Raw genomic sequence first — 14170 nt, 5'->3', positions numbered from 1 at the left:
ATGCAGATCCTGGTCTTTCAACTGGCCGATACCGCCGCGGCCCTGCCCACGGCGGTCATTCGCCAGGTGCTGCCCTTTCTCCAGCTCTCCCGGTTTCCCGCCGCCCCGCCCGGGGTCGCCGGCCTGATGAACCTCCATGGTGAGGCGATCCCGGTGGTGGACGTCGCCGCCATGAGCGGTGCCTCGGGCGCCCAAGCGCGGCAGGACACGCGCATCCTGCTGGTGGACTATCCCCTGCCCGCCGGTGGCCATCGGCCGCTCGGCCTGGTGGTGGAAGGCGTCGCTGGCGTACACCGGATCAGCGCCACCCCGCCGCGTCCGGCCGGTATCCGCCTGCCCGACTATCCCTGGCTCGGCGACGTGCTGGAAACACCCGAAGGCCTCTGGTTGTGGCTGGACCTGGACCGGCTGCTCTCGCCGGCCCTGGCCGCCCTGCTGTTCCAGGAGGCCGCGTGACGCTCGATCCCCGTCTTGCCCCCCTGGTGCGGGCGCGCACCGGCCTGGCCATCGCCGACGACATGCTGGCCCGCGCCATCCGCCAGCGGCTGCGCGAGCGCCAGGAAAACGACGCGGAGTCCTATGTCGCGCGCATCCTAGAAGACGAGGCCGAATTCGCCGATCTGCTGGACCTGCTAGTCATTCCCGAGACCTGGTTCTTTCGCGATCCCCAGGCGATCGCCCACGCCGCCCGCTTTGCCCAGGAGCGCCATGCCCGGACCGGTTTGCCGGTACGCCTGCTCAGCCTGCCCTGCTCCACCGGCGAAGAGCCCTACACCCTGGCGATGGCCCTGTTCGATACCGGGCTGCCAGCCATCGCGTTCCAGGTCACTGCGGTGGATATCAACGAACCGTCGCTGGAGCGTGCCCGCCGTGGGCTCTATGGGCGCAACTCCTTTCGCGCGCGGGATCTCGCCTTTCGCGAGCGCTACTTCGCCCCCGAAGGCGATCGCCACCGCCTGGCCGAGGCGGTGCGCAACCAGGTGCGCTTTCGCCAGGGCAATATCCTTCAGCTGGGCAGCCTGCGCGACGGCGCCGCCTTCGACGTGGTGCTCTGCCGCAATCTGCTGATCTACTTCGATGACCAGACCCAGGGCCGTGCCCTCAGCCACCTGGCGGCGCTGATGCACGACGACGGCCTGCTCTGCGTTGGCAGTTCGGAAATGGTGAGCGCCATGCGCCATGGCTTCGCCAGCCTGGGCGTCGCCCACGCCTCGGCGTTGATCAAGCGGCAGGCGGCCACGCCCGAGCTGGTGCGGTCTCCGGCTACGGCGCCGGCGCCTCGCCGCAAGGCCACCACCCGCTCGACCGGCCCCAGTCATCCGCTGCCTGCGCGCCTGCGGTCCAGAAGCGCGCCAGCGTCCGAGCCGGCCGCGCCCGTCGCCCCCCCACGCCCGGCACTAGAGGAAGCCCAGCGCCTCGCCGATGCGGGGCGCGGCGCCGAAGCCGAAGCCCTGCTGCGCCGCCTGCTGGAGGCAGACCGTGGCCAAGCGGGCGCCCACTTCCTGCTGGCGCTCATCCTGCCCGACGACCGCGCCGCCGAGGCCGAGCGGGCGCTGCGCCAGGCACTCTATCTGGAGCCCGGCCACTATCCGGCGCTCTGTCGCCTGGCGTTGATCTGCGAAAGAGCCGGTCGCCTGGACGAAGCCGGTCGCCTGCGCGAACGCGCCGCCCGCATCCAGACCCGCGGAGGTGAGGACGCATGAGTCTGACGCGCGACCTCACCTCCACGGAGCGCCTCGACTGGGCCGAACGCTATGCCCAGCCACCGGATGATCGTCAGGCCCGTTCGGCCAGCGCTCTGGTCTTCCGCCTCGGTGCGGAATGGCTGGGTCTGCCCGGCAGTTGCCTGGTCACGGCCAGCGAACCCACCGTGGCGCACCGCATCCCCCACCGACGCTCGCCGCTGCTGCGCGGCATCGTGCCGGTGCGCGGCCAGCTGCATCCCTGTATCGCCCTGGATCTCCTCTTGGCGGTGGCCCCGGCAGGCCAGACCGGCGGCTTTCCACGCTTGTTGCTGCTGCGCATCGGTCGCCGTGACTGGGCCGTGCAGGTGGACGAGGTCCTGGGCCTGCAGCGCTATGCGCCGAGCGACGTGCAGCTGCCGCCGGCCACCTTGGGCGGCGAACTGCTCAGCTATCTCGGCGGCGTCTATCGCGAAGGTCCGCATCAGGTCGGCCTGATCGATCTGGCGCGGCTGGAGCGGGCCCTGGAAGAGGCGCTGCGATGAGCCAGCCACCGCGCGATGTGCGCGAGATGTCGCTCTATGATCTCTTCGCCAGCGAGGTGCAGAGTCATCTGCAGGCGCTGGATGCCGGCCTGCTGCGGCTGGAGCGTGATCCCACCGATACCTCGGTGATCGAACCCATGATGCGTGCGGCCCATTCCATCAAGGGCGCGGCGCGTATCGTCGACCTGGACGGACTGGTCGAACTCACCCACGCCATGGAGGATTGTCTGGTGGCGGTGCAGACCGGGCGCCGTCAGCTCGGCGCCGGGGATCTGGATCAGCTGTTTCGCTGCGTCGATTTCCTCGGCGAGGTCAGCCGCCTGGACGAAGCCGCCAGCCAGCGCTGGCAGGTCGAACAGCGCGATGCCCAGCGCGCACTGGCGCAAGCCCTCAGCGCCGGTGACAGCGCCCCGGCCTCGCCCGCCCCGGTGGTCCCGCGCGATCCGCCGCCCGCACCGACCGCGCCGGAAGAACCCGCTGCCGACGCCGAACGCACCCGTGACCTTCTGCGGGTCGATAGCGGCCGCTTCAACCAGATTCTCGCCCTGACCAGCGAGGCCCGCGTGATGGGCCTTGGGCTGCACGGCCTGGTCCAGGGTTTCCAGGGTTATCGCGGGGAGCTGCAGGGCCTGTTCGGTCAGGCATCGGCGGCCAGCAGCGAACTGCGCCAGCGCCAGGAGAGCCTGCTCGATCGCTATCAGCAGCAGCTGCAGGCCCTGGAAGCCTATGAACGACGCCTGCTGGGAGTCTGCCAGGGCCTGCTGGACGAGGTGCTCGGGGTACGGATGCGCCCGCTGCGCGACGCGGTCCAGGGTTTTCCCCGCTTGGTACGGGATCTGGCCCGCGGCCTGGACAAGGAAGCGGTGCTGCAGGTGGACGGCGCCGATACCCTGATCGACCGCGAGGTGCTCACGCGCCTGGAGAGTCCGCTCAACCATCTGTTGCGCAATGCCGTGGACCACGGTCTGGAGTTACCTGCCGAACGCCGCGCCCTGGGCAAGCCCGACTGCGGTCAGATCCGTCTCGAGGCCCGCCATGTCGCCGGCCGCCTGCAGGTCAGCCTGCACGACGATGGTCGCGGCCTGGACCTGGAGCGCATTCGCGCCGCGGTCATCGCCCGGCGGCTGAGTCCACCCCAGGTCGCCGCCGAGTTGAGCCCGGCCGAACTGCTGGAATTCCTGCTGCTGCCAGGCTTCAGCCTCAAGGAAACGGTTACCGAGTTGTCCGGGCGCGGCGTGGGGCTCGACGTGGTAGCCGACGCCATCCGCGCCCTGGATGGCGAGGTGCGCCTGGAAACCCGTCCCGGTGAAGGCTTCAGCACCCATCTGCTGGTGCCGGTCAGCCGCTCCATCGTCCGCGCCCTCATCGTCGACATTGCCGGCGAGGCCTATGCCCTGCCGGTCAATCGCATCGAACGAGTGCTGCGCCTGGAAGCGGCCGAGGTCCATTCGCTGGAGGGCAAGGCCTTCTTCCTGCTGGGCGACGATCGCCTGGGCCTGGTCGCCGCCCACCAGCTGCTGGAACTGGAGGGCGCTCCGCCCAGCGGTGATCTGGCGGTGCTAGTGATCGGCGGCGGCGAGCGGCGTTATGGCCTGGTGGTGGATCGCCTGCGTGGCGAGCAGGGCCTGGCGCTCAAGCCGCTCGACGAGATCTTCGGCAAGCTGCGCTCGGTCACCGCGGGCGCCCTGCTCGACGATGGCAGCCCGGTGCTCCTGCTGGACGTCGCCGACCTGCTGACGGGTATCGAGCGTCTGCTCGGCGAGGGCCGCCTGCGCCAGGTGCAGGGTGGCACCGTCGCCGCCAGTCGCCGGGTCAAGCGAATCCTGGTGGTGGACGATTCCCTTACCGTGCGCGAGATGGAGCGCAAGCTGCTGGAAGGCCAGGGTTACGAGGTAGAGGTCGCGGTCGATGGCATGGACGGCTGGAACGCGGTGCGCGCCGGCGAATTCGACATGCTGCTGTCGGACATCGACATGCCGCGCATGAACGGCATCGAACTGGTGGAGCTGGTACGCCGCGATCCGCGGCTGCATGCCCTGCCGGTCATGATCGTGTCCTACAAGGACCGTCCGGAGGATCGGCTCAAGGGCATGCAGGCTGGTGCCGACTACTATCTGACCAAGGGCAGTTTCCACGACGACGCCCTCATCACCGCCGTGCAGGACCTCATCGGAGCGCCATGAGAATCGCCATCGTCAACGATCTGCTGCTGGCCACCGAAGCCCTGCGCCGCCTGCTGGCGAGCGACGGGCGCCATACGGTCGCCTGGATCGCCCACGACGGCGAGGAAGCCGTGGCACGCTGCGCCGAAGACCGCCCCGACCTCATCCTCATGGATCTGCAGATGCCGCGTCTGGATGGCATCGAGGCGACGCGCCGGATCATGGCCCGATCGCCTTGCGCCATCCTCATGGTGACCGCCACCCCCGACGATTGCGAAGGGGTGTTTCGCGCCATGGGCGCGGGCGCCCTGGACGTGACCGCCACCCCGGCACTGAGCGGCGGCGCCGATGGCGGCGCCCTGCTGCGCAAGATCGCCCGGATCGAGCCGCTGGTGCGCCTGCCAGAGCGCGCCGCCCGCCCCGCGCCCTTCACCGCGCCGGCGCCCGCCGGCACGGTTTCCTCACCCACGGACACCCTGGTCGCCATCGGTGCCTCCACCGGCGGCCCGGCGGCCCTGGTGAGTCTGTTCGACGCCTGGACGCCAACGCCCCAGGCGAGTGTGGTGCTGGTGCAGCACATCGACCGGCGCTTCGCCCCCAGCTTCATTGGCTGGCTCGGTACGCAACTCGCCTGGCCGGTCACGGCGGCCATGCCCGGCGCCCTGCCGCAGCCTGGCCAGGTCTGCGTGGCCCTGGGCGATGACCACCTGCTGCTGGACGAACAGGGACGCTTCGCCTACACCGCCGAACCGCTCGACTATCCCTATCGTCCCTCGGTGGATGTGTTCTTCACCCACCTCGCCAGCCACCCGCTAAGGTCGGGCAAGGCGCTGGGTATCCTGCTGACCGGCATGGGACGCGACGGTGCCAGCGGCCTCTATGCCCTGCGCCAGAGCGGCTCTCCGACGCTGGCCCAGGATGAAGCCAGTTGCGCCGTATACGGCATGCCCGCGGCTGCGGTTAGAATGGGCGCCGCGGAGCGCGTCCTCAGCCCCACCCAGATCGGTGCCTGGCTGCAAAGGCGCTTCGGCGCAGGCTCACGGAGCTCGACATGACAGGTCGCCAACAGGAGCGTTGGACGATGCAGCGGCAGGGACTGGCCAAGATGAGACTCGGGACGCCCGACCCCGCTCGCAGAAGGACTCGCAGTAATGGCCACAGACGAGGGTAACGCCCTGGACAGCCTGACCGCCCCCAAGGTGCGCCTGCTGCTGGTGGATGATCAGCTGATCATCATCGAAGCCCTGCGCCGGATGGTCGCGGATCAGCCCGACATCGAACTGCATTACTGCCTGGATGCCAACCAGGCGGTCAACATGGCCCTGCAACTCAAGCCCACGGTGGTCTTGCAGGACCTGATCATGCCCGAGATCGACGGCCTGGAAACGGTCAAGCGCTTCCGTGCCGAGCCGGCGCTGCGCGATGTCCCCATCGTGGTGCTCTCGTCCAAGGAAGACCCCCAGGTCAAGGCGCAGAGCTTCGCCACGGGCGCCAACGACTACCTGGTCAAGCTGCCCGACAAGCTGGAGCTGCTGGCGCGGGTGCGCTACCACTCCGAGGCCCATGTGCTGCGGGCCCAGCGCGACGAAGCGTTCCGCTTCCTGCGCGAAAGCCAACGCCAGCTCGCCGAGGCCAACATTCAGCTGCAGAAGCTGGTGGCCATCGACAGCCTCACCGGCATCAACAACCGTCGTCACTTCGACCAGACCTACGAAGGCGAATGGCTGCGTGCCCGGCGCAATCGCCAGCCGCTGGCCCTGCTGCTGTGCGACGTCGACCACTTCAAGCGCTACAACGATACCTATGGCCATCTCAGCGGCGACCTCTGCCTGAAGAAGGTGGCCGCGGTGCTGACCGAGCAACTCAAGCGCCCGGCGGATCTGGTAGCCCGCTACGGTGGCGAGGAATTCGCCATGGTGCTGCCGGAGACCGACGCCGAAGGCGCGCGCAAGGTTGCCGAAGCCTGCCGCGCGGGCGTCGAGCGACTGCAGGTCGCCCACTCCGGCAGTGACCTGGGCTTCGTCACCATTTCCATCGGCGTTGGCAGCATCCAGCCGCAAAGCGGCGATGACCACGAAGCCTTCATCGAACAGACCGACCAGGCGCTGTATCAGGCCAAGGCCGAAGGCCGTAACCGGGTGCATCTGCTGCCAAGCCCCGGCAAGGACGCCTAGCCAGCCCTTCGGCAGGACTAGAAGCTGCGACTGACCAGGCGATCGCGACCTTCCGCCTTGGCCTGATAGAGCAGGTTGTCGGCGGCCTTGAGCATCTCTTCCGGGGTCTGCTCGGGCGTCGGATTGCAGCACGCCAGGCCCATGCTCATGGTCAGCCAGAGGCGGTCCTCCGCCAGCGGGTGGGCGATGCGCAATTCGGCGATGCCCTGGCGGCAGCGCTCCAGCACCGCTTCGGCCGCGGTACGCGAGGCGCCCGGCAGCAACAGCACGAACTCCTCCCCACCATAACGCGCCAGGCAGTCCCGCTCACGGATGCGCTGTTCCAGCACCTGGGCCACCCGCGCCAGCGCCTGATCGCCCGCACCATGGCCGTGGGTATCGTTGTACTGCTTGAAGTAGTCGATATCGAGCATGGCGATAGCCAGGGAACCACGGCGGGAGACCGCCAGCTGCCATTCGATCGCCAGTTGCTCATCGAAGCGGCGGCGGTTGCCCACCGCCGTCAGCGGATCCATGTGCGCCAGCTCTTCCAGCAGCCGGCGCTGCCGGGCCAGTTGCAGGTGCAGCCGTACCCGCGCCAGCACGGCGAGCGGATTGAAGGGCTTCTGGATGAAATCGCTGGCGCCCAGCTCGAAACACTCGACCTCGCGGTGCAGGTCGTTGGCGGCGGTGATGAAGATCACCGGGATGGCACTGGTCTCGGCGCGGCGCTTGAACAGCTGGATCAGCTGCAGGCCGTCGATGCCTGGCATCACCACGTCCAGCAGGATCAGATCGGGATGCTCGCGGGCCGCTTTGGTCAGCGCCTGGACGCCACTCTTGGCCAGCATGATGCGCGCCTCGTTGCGCAGCAGATCACCGAGGACACGCAGGTTGCTCTTCTGATCGTCGACGATGAGGATCAACGGCAATTCGGGACGACGCCCCTCCATCGGCCGCTATCCCGACCGTTGTCCGGCCTGACGCACCCGCCGCAGCAGATCCGCGGTGGCATCGGCGGCATGCTCGAACTCGACGTCGTTCACCCACTCCCGGATCCGCGCCACGTCGGCGCCATGGGTGTTACTTACGCAGGCCCGCAGCAGGGTATCGAGCAGCTCTTCAGCGGCGAAGTCCGAGGTCTGCAGAAGCCCGACCAGCCGTTCGAGCAAGACCTCGAAGGCTTCCGTGGAGGCCTCCACATCCTGGTCGACCGGCAGCAGGATCTCGTCGAGCGCCGTCAGGCAGCGCTCGGCCTCCACCTGTAGCCGGCGCACGTCGTCACCGATGGGCTGAGCCAGACGAATCCGCTGGGTGAGACGCTGAGCGGCCTCCTGCAAGGCGCTGGCCCCGACATAGGCTGCCGTGGCCTGCAAACTGTGGGCACACTCGAATAGAGCGGTGACATCGTCCGCCGCGCGCCAGGCGGCGACCTTCTCGGGCAATTCGGCCTGCTGCAGGCGGAAATCCCGGAGCAGCTGTTCGTAGAGCTCGGCACTGCCGCGCAGCAGGTGCAACGCCGGCTCGGGTTCGAGTACCGCACTGGCGCGGGCCCGGGCCAGCACGCCAACGTCCTTGCTCTCCTCGACCTCTTCCACCGCCTTGCGCTCGGCACGCTGCAGCTGTTCGAGGTTGGCCCAGGCGGCGATGATGCGGAACAATTCGGCGGGATCGAGCGGCTTCACCAGGTGATCATTCATGCCCGCGTCCAGGCAGCGTTCCCGATCCCCTGGGAGGCCGTTGGCGGTCATGGCGATGACCGGCAGCGCTGCCAGCGCCGGGCGGGTACGCAGCTCGCGGGTCGCCGACAGGCCATCCAGTCGCGGCATGTGCACATCCATCAGCACCAGGTCGTAGCGCTCGCGCTCCAGCTGATCCAGCGCCGCCTGGCCGTCCTCGGCCACGTCGATGAGAATACCGCTGCCCTGCAGGAAGCCGATGACCACCTGGCGATTGATGGCATTGTCGTCCACCAGCAGCAGGCGGATGCCCTGCAGGTCCACCACGCTCTGGCCCATGGTCGGCGAGGCGACGGGCGCCATGCCCATGCCGGCCAGCAGGCGCTGCAAGGCCGGCCCGGTGACCGGCTTGTCCAGCAACTCCAGCCCTGGCAGATCCTCGCCCAGGCTGCGCACCTCCTCCGCCTCATAGGGGGAGGCCAGCAGGGTCAGCGCCAGCTGCGGCTGGCATTCGCGCAGACGCCGTGCCAGCACCAGGCCATCCTCGGCGCCGAGACGCCAGTCGACGATGGCCAGTTCGAAGGCCGCGGCGTGATCGATCATCGCCCCCAGGGCCTGCTCGCCGGACTCCGCTTCCACCACCTGCATGCCCAGTTCGCGCAGGCGCTGGCCGAGGGTACGCCGGGCCAGGCCATGATCGTCCACCAGCAGCACCTGGCGCGGGGTTTGGCTGGGCAGCCGCTCGGGCTCGCCGACCATTGGCAGCGTCAGGCGCAGGGTGAAGCAGGAGCCCCGTCCCGCCTCGCTGTGAACCTCCAAGGTGCCGCCCATGAGCTCGGTGAGCTGACGCGAGATCGCCAGGCCCAGGCCGGTGCCACCATAGCGGCGACTGATGGAGCCATCCGCCTGGGTAAAGGGCTGGAAGAGCTGTGCCTGCTGTGCCTCGGTCAGGCCGATACCGGTGTCTTCCACCGCCAGGCTGAAATGCGCGCGACCCTCCTCGCAGACGGCGCCGACACGAATCAGCACATGGCCCCGCTCGGTGAACTTGACCGCGTTGCTCAGCAGATTGACCAGCACCTGCTGCAGCCGCAGCGGATCCCCTTCCAGCGCCAGGGGAATGTCCGGGCTGCAATCCAGGATCAGTTCGACCCCCTTCTCGTGGGCCTTGAGCGCGCAGAGATTGAGCGTGCGTTCGAGTACCTTGGCCAGGTTGAAGCCCAACCGTTCGAGCTGGGTACCGCCGGCTTCGTTACGCGAGTAGTCGAGCACGTCGTTGATCACGCCCAGCAGGGTCTCGCCGGAATCGAGGATCTTGCCGACATGACCGCGCTGCTCGCCGGACAGCCGGGTACCCAGCGTCAGGCGACTCAGACCGATCACCGCATTGAGTGGCGTGCGGATCTCGTGGCTCATGGTCGCCAGGAACAGCGACTTCGCCGCCGCCGCTTCCTCGGCGCGGATCCGTGCCTGGTCCAGCTCGAGGGTCCGTTCGGCGACGCGATGCTCCAGGGTCTCGTAGATCTGCGCGTGTTCCAGGGAAATGGCCGCCTGCGTGGCCAGGATGCCCAGCACCTGCAGGCGACCCGGGGTAAAGGCCTGGGCCAGCAGGTTGTTTTCCAGATAGAGGATGCCGATCAAGCGCCCCTGGCGCAGCACCGGCAGGCAGCAGATCGAGCGCGGACGGCGAGCGCGGATATAGGCATCGCGGACGAAACGCCCGGCACGGGCGGCATCGTCGAGAATCACCGGCTCCCGATGACGGATGACGTGGGCCACCAGGGTCAGGGGCACCAGCCCTTCGCCGGCGTCCTGCTCGTTAAGCGCCAGGGGCAGGCCCTGCAGCACCCTGGGCTCCGTCGCGCCGCTGCTCACCGAGGCCTGGACCAGCCAGCGCCCGCCTTCGGGCAGCAGCAACAGACCCTGCTGAGCCCCGCCCTCCTCCAGGATGATGCGCATCATCCGCGCCAGCAGCTGATCCAGCGCCAGCTCGTTGGAGATGGTCTGTAGCGACTTCAGCACCGACAGCCAGTCCAGGCGCATCATCTCGCTGGTGGACTGGCCCTGGGTACGCTGCATCGTCAGGGCGCTGGTCTCGGCCACGCGCAGCCAGTGTGGGAATTCGTCTTCCAGCGCCTGGGCCTTGGCCGCCGCGCCCCAGTGCAGGTAGCTGCGCTGGGCATCCTGCAGATAGGTCCGGGCCAGACGCGGTCGCTGCCGCTCCAGCCAGAAGCGGCCATAGAGCTCTTCGGCCAGCGCCGCGCCCTGCCGGAAACCGTGCAGGCGAGCGGACTCCAGCGCCTGCTCGTAGAGATCCATGGCAGCCTCGACGCGTCCGTCGCGCCGGGCCAGCTCGGCGTCCACCAGGTCACGCTTGTGCGCGAAGTTCTCCGGGCAGTGCTCCGCCCACCCGGCCAGACGCTCGCGGGCGCTCTGGATCTTCGCCAGGTCCTCGTCCACCAGTTCGCCTTCCGCGAGCAGGATCAGCGCCTGATAGAAGGCATGTTCGGCGATGCTGAACCAGCCGAAGCTCGCCGCCAGCGATGCCTCCATGGCTTCGGCATGGTGCCGCGCCTGGGGTAGCCGGCGGAACAGCAGCGCCGCCTGCATCTTGTTGAAGTCGTAGTAGTTCAGGCAGAGGACATGACCACTGTCCTGCATCTGCTGCACCAGCGCCGCCTCGTCCTGTCCCTCTTCGTCCCAGCGCTCCTGCCCCGGCGTGAGGCCCTGCAGCAGGCGCAGTGACTGACGCAGAATGGTGAAGACCTCGAGGGTGTTGGGATCGCCGATCCCCAGCAGGATCCGCTCGATCTCCTCGGTTTCGGCCAGGATGTCGTCCAGCGGTGCGCCGGCATGCTGCAGGTGCTTGAGGATGTGGAAGGCGCTATAGGCGGTAAAGATGATCTCGCCGGTGCGTTGCCCGGCTGCCAGGGCTTCGCGCAGCAGGGTGACGTTGTCCGCGATGGGGCTCGACCAGGGACTATTGGTCACCGCGAACATGGTGTAGACCTTGCACTTGAGCGGCAGATTGCCGGTGCGGTCCACCAGGTCGACGGCCAGTCGGCCGATCTGATAACCCAGTTCGTAGCGGCCATGAAAGGCCGACAGCACGGAGCCGTAGTTGGCGTAGCCGAAAGGCGACAGATCGCCGTTGCCGTACTGGATCGACAGTTTGACGATGCGCATGATCGCCAGCAGGCTCATGGCCAGGTCGACGTTGGTGGCCGGTCCCCAGAGCAGGCCCAGCAAGCGGATCAGCAACTGGGCGCGGGGATCTTCCATGCGCGGTAGGTCGAGCAGCGCCGCCGGGGTGTGCTCGGCCAGCCAGGCCTCGACCTCGGCACTGTCGCTGCCGATGGCCTGGTTGATCGCCTCTGGCGCCTCCGGCCAGGGTTCGTCCAGCGCCTGGATACCGGCCACCGCGACGGCCACGGCCTCGGTGAAGCGACCCAGGCCGCTGTACAGATCGATCTGCAGGGCCCGGACCCCGGCCTCTTCGAAAGTGGTAAGGGCTCGCGGCAGCAAGAGTTCGCAGATGCGCAACGCTTCGCTGGCATCGCCACAGAGATGGGCCACTTCGGCCCATTCCCGATGTACCTGGAACAGCAGCGCGTGGCAGCTGCCCCAGGCCGCCTCGTCGATCAGCGTGACGGCCGTGCGCAGGAAGTCCAGCGCAGCGGGATAGGCATTGGCCTGACGCGCCTTGCGTGCGGCCTCCAGGTTGAGTTCCAGCAGTTGCAGGCGCTCGGCGGGCGATTCGATCAGTGCCAGCGCCAGATTGAGATGACTCACGGCGTCCAGCCGCTGGCCGCTGCCCTCGGCGAGGTACAGCTGACCGGCGCGCAGATGGACCCGCTCGCGTTCGGCGGGCGCCAGCAGCGAGTAGGCGGCGTGCCGCACCTGATCGTGGGGGAAGCTGTAGCGGGTGGGCGTCGCCTCGCCCGTCTGGCCGCCGTCGGTTTCGGTGAGCAGGCCTTCCTGCACCAGCGATTGGCAGAGCCGGCGGATATCCGCCGGTGATTCGGCCATCAGCGCGGCGAGACGGTCGCTGGAGAAATGCGTGCCCAGGCAGGCCGCCCACTGCAGCAGCTGCGAGGTCGCCGCCGGCAGTTCCTTGAGCTTGCCGACCATGAAGTCGACGACATTGTCATAGACGTCCAGTGCCTGAAGGCGCTGCAGCTCCCATTGCCACTGCCCGCGTTCACCATCGAATTCCAGCAGGCCATCCTGCTGCAGGCTACGCAGCAGCTGTTCGATGAAGAAGGGATTGCCGAGGGTCTTGTCCAGGCACAGGCCAGCCAGGGCCGCCTGGTCCGCAGCCGGGGCCGGCAGCAGTTCGGCGATCAGCCGCTCGATCTCCACCCGTGACAGCGGGCCCAGCGAGAGGGTGCGGATCAACCCCGCGCTCAGCAGTCTTTCCAGGCTACTACCGGCCAACTGCTCTTCGCGATGGGTGGCCACCAGCAGCAGCGAGCCGTGGTCGCCCCGCGCCAGCAGGCGTTCGATCAGTCGCAACGAGGCGCTGTCGGCCCATTGCAGGTCATCCAGCCAAAGCAACAGCGGGCGGGTGTCCGTGGCAAAGGCCCGCAACAAGGTGATCACGGTTTCGTCGAAGCGCTGTTCGGCCTGCTGCGGCGGTAGCTCGGCCACCGGAGGCTGGGGCCCGAGCCAGGTGGCCAGCTCAGGAGAGACCTCGGTCAGCACACCCGCGTTGCCAGCCAGGGCGCCTACCAGGCGTTCGGCGAACGCCTCGCCCAGGGTCTGGCCGATCTCGACCAGCTCACGCACGGCCTGGCGCAGGGCACCATAGGGCACGCCGCTGCCGAGCGTTTCGAACTTGCCATGGGCCAGGATCACCCGTTCGCCCTGGCGGCGAACGAAGGCCTGTACCAGTGCCGACTTGCCCACCCCGGAGCTGCCGCTGACGAAGACCGCCTCGATCCGGCCCAGGGTCGCCCGGGCCAGGGCCTCCTCCAGCATCCGCAAGGGCACGCCGCGCCCCTGCAGGGTGCGCACCGGCATCAGCCGGGCCGGCGGATCCTGTTCACCCAGGGTGAAGTCTGACGAATCGCCCCCTTGATAGGCTGCCTGGCAACGCGTCAGATCACTCAGGATGCCGAAACAGCCCTGGTAACGTTCCTCGGCGGCCTTGGCCATGAGCTTGTCCACCAGCGCCGCCAGCATGGGCGGTACCGTCGGCACGCGCTCGACCAGCGACGGCGGCCGCATCGCCAGGTGCGCGTGCATCAATTCCAGGGGATCCTGGGCGCGAAAGGGCGGCTCACCGGCGAGCATCTCGTAGAAGGTCACGCCCAAGGCGTAGAAATCGCTGCGATAGTCCTGATGACGCCCGGTTCGCCCGCTCTGCTCGGGAGCCAGATAGGTGAGGGAGCCTTCCAGACGGACATCGGTGCCATTGACGGCGCCAAAGGCCGTGGCGATCCCCAGGTCGGTGAGGCGTAGCGTGCCGGTGGCGCAGTTGCAGACGATGTTGCGCGGATTGAGGTCGTTGTGGGCGATACGCAGCCGGTGCAGTCGCGCCAGGGCACGAACGATGGACAGCGCCCAGTCGAAGAAGTCATCCAGGGCCAGAGGGCCCGCCGCGAGCAGCTCGCCCAGATCGGTACCGCCGATGTCTTCGAGTACCAGGACCAGGCTGCCCTCGTGGTCCAGCAGGTCCAGGGCCGCGCTCACAGCACCACTGGCGCTGGCCCGGCGGGTCAACTCGAACTCCTGGCGCAGCGCAGCCTGGGCCTGGGGCGTGGGGTAGTCGGTGGCCAGCAGCTTGAGGATCACCGGCTGACCATCGTCCAGCCGGGTTCCTCGATAGATCAGCGCATGGCGGCTTTCACTCACCCGCGTCGTGCAGCTGTAGCCTGGAATATTCAACAACGCGTTCGCCTCAGTCCTCGTCTGACCAGGCGCAATGCCAGGTCAGCGCCTCCACTA

Annotated in this window: 8 protein-coding genes; 6 read left to right on the top strand and 2 right to left on the bottom strand. The window is 68.2% G+C overall.

What is annotated here, in order from left to right; translation table 11 throughout:
• The 6 genes from ACUCV0_RS08625 (at window position 1) to ACUCV0_RS08600 (ending at window position 6563) form a co-directional block, all read left to right on the top strand.
• Window positions 1-456, top strand: a complete 456-nt coding sequence (locus ACUCV0_RS08625) for a chemotaxis protein CheW (protein WP_482212588.1) — start codon at window positions 1-3, stop codon at window positions 454-456.
• On the top strand, window positions 453-1703 hold the full coding sequence (locus ACUCV0_RS08620; protein ID WP_482212501.1) for a CheR family methyltransferase: 1251 nt from the start codon (window positions 453-455) through the stop codon (window positions 1701-1703). The genes ACUCV0_RS08625 and ACUCV0_RS08620 overlap by 4 nt, the downstream gene beginning before the upstream one ends.
• Complete coding sequence (locus ACUCV0_RS08615) at window positions 1700-2227, top strand: chemotaxis protein CheW (protein ID WP_482212500.1); 528 nt, start codon at window positions 1700-1702, stop codon at window positions 2225-2227. Before ACUCV0_RS08620 ends, ACUCV0_RS08615 begins: the two co-directional genes overlap by 4 nt.
• Window positions 2224-4410 (top strand): hybrid sensor histidine kinase/response regulator, encoded by a 2187-nt coding sequence (locus ACUCV0_RS08610; RefSeq protein WP_059315376.1) that lies wholly within the window; start codon window positions 2224-2226, stop codon window positions 4408-4410. The genes ACUCV0_RS08615 and ACUCV0_RS08610 overlap by 4 nt, the downstream gene beginning before the upstream one ends.
• On the top strand, window positions 4407-5444 hold the full coding sequence (cheB, locus tag ACUCV0_RS08605) for a chemotaxis-specific protein-glutamate methyltransferase CheB (protein ID WP_059315377.1): 1038 nt from the start codon (window positions 4407-4409) through the stop codon (window positions 5442-5444). Before ACUCV0_RS08610 ends, cheB begins: the two co-directional genes overlap by 4 nt.
• Before the next feature lie 96 nt (window positions 5445-5540).
• The gene (locus ACUCV0_RS08600; protein ID WP_059315378.1) at window positions 5541-6563 is read left to right on the top strand and encodes a GGDEF domain-containing response regulator; all 1023 of its coding nucleotides are present in this window, start codon (window positions 5541-5543) and stop codon (window positions 6561-6563) included.
• 17 nt (window positions 6564-6580) lie between these two features.
• Here ACUCV0_RS08600 and ACUCV0_RS08595 read toward each other — a convergent pair whose 3' ends face one another.
• Both ACUCV0_RS08595 and ACUCV0_RS08590 read right to left on the bottom strand, forming a co-directional pair.
• Window positions 6581-7495, bottom strand: coding sequence for a diguanylate cyclase domain-containing protein (locus ACUCV0_RS08595; protein ID WP_059315379.1), 915 nt, complete (start codon window positions 7493-7495; stop codon window positions 6581-6583).
• A gap of 6 nt (window positions 7496-7501) precedes the next feature.
• Window positions 7502-14113, bottom strand: coding sequence for a response regulator (locus ACUCV0_RS08590; protein WP_482212499.1), 6612 nt, complete (start codon window positions 14111-14113; stop codon window positions 7502-7504).
• Window positions 14114-14170: the final 57 nt, after the last annotated feature.

The organism is Pseudomonas sp. VMV1 (genome assembly GCF_056790235.1).
Note: the sequence above shows the minus strand (reverse complement) of the source record. Positions and strands in the feature narration are given on the sequence as shown.

Excerpts from the sequence above, each read along its gene's own strand:
- ACUCV0_RS08615 (WP_482212500.1), top strand. The coding sequence starts at position 1,700 with ATGAGTCTGACGCGCGACCTCACCTCCACGGAGCGCCTCGACTGGGCC.
- ACUCV0_RS08595 (WP_059315379.1), bottom strand. The coding sequence starts at position 7,495 with ATGGAGGGGCGTCGTCCCGAATTGCCGTTGATCCTCATCGTCGACGAT.
- ACUCV0_RS08625 (WP_482212588.1), top strand. The coding sequence starts at position 1 with ATGCAGATCCTGGTCTTTCAACTGGCCGATACCGCCGCGGCCCTGCCC.
- cheB (WP_059315377.1), top strand. The coding sequence starts at position 4,407 with ATGAGAATCGCCATCGTCAACGATCTGCTGCTGGCCACCGAAGCCCTG.
- ACUCV0_RS08600 (WP_059315378.1), top strand. The coding sequence starts at position 5,541 with ATGGCCACAGACGAGGGTAACGCCCTGGACAGCCTGACCGCCCCCAAG.
- ACUCV0_RS08610 (WP_059315376.1), top strand. The coding sequence starts at position 2,224 with ATGAGCCAGCCACCGCGCGATGTGCGCGAGATGTCGCTCTATGATCTC.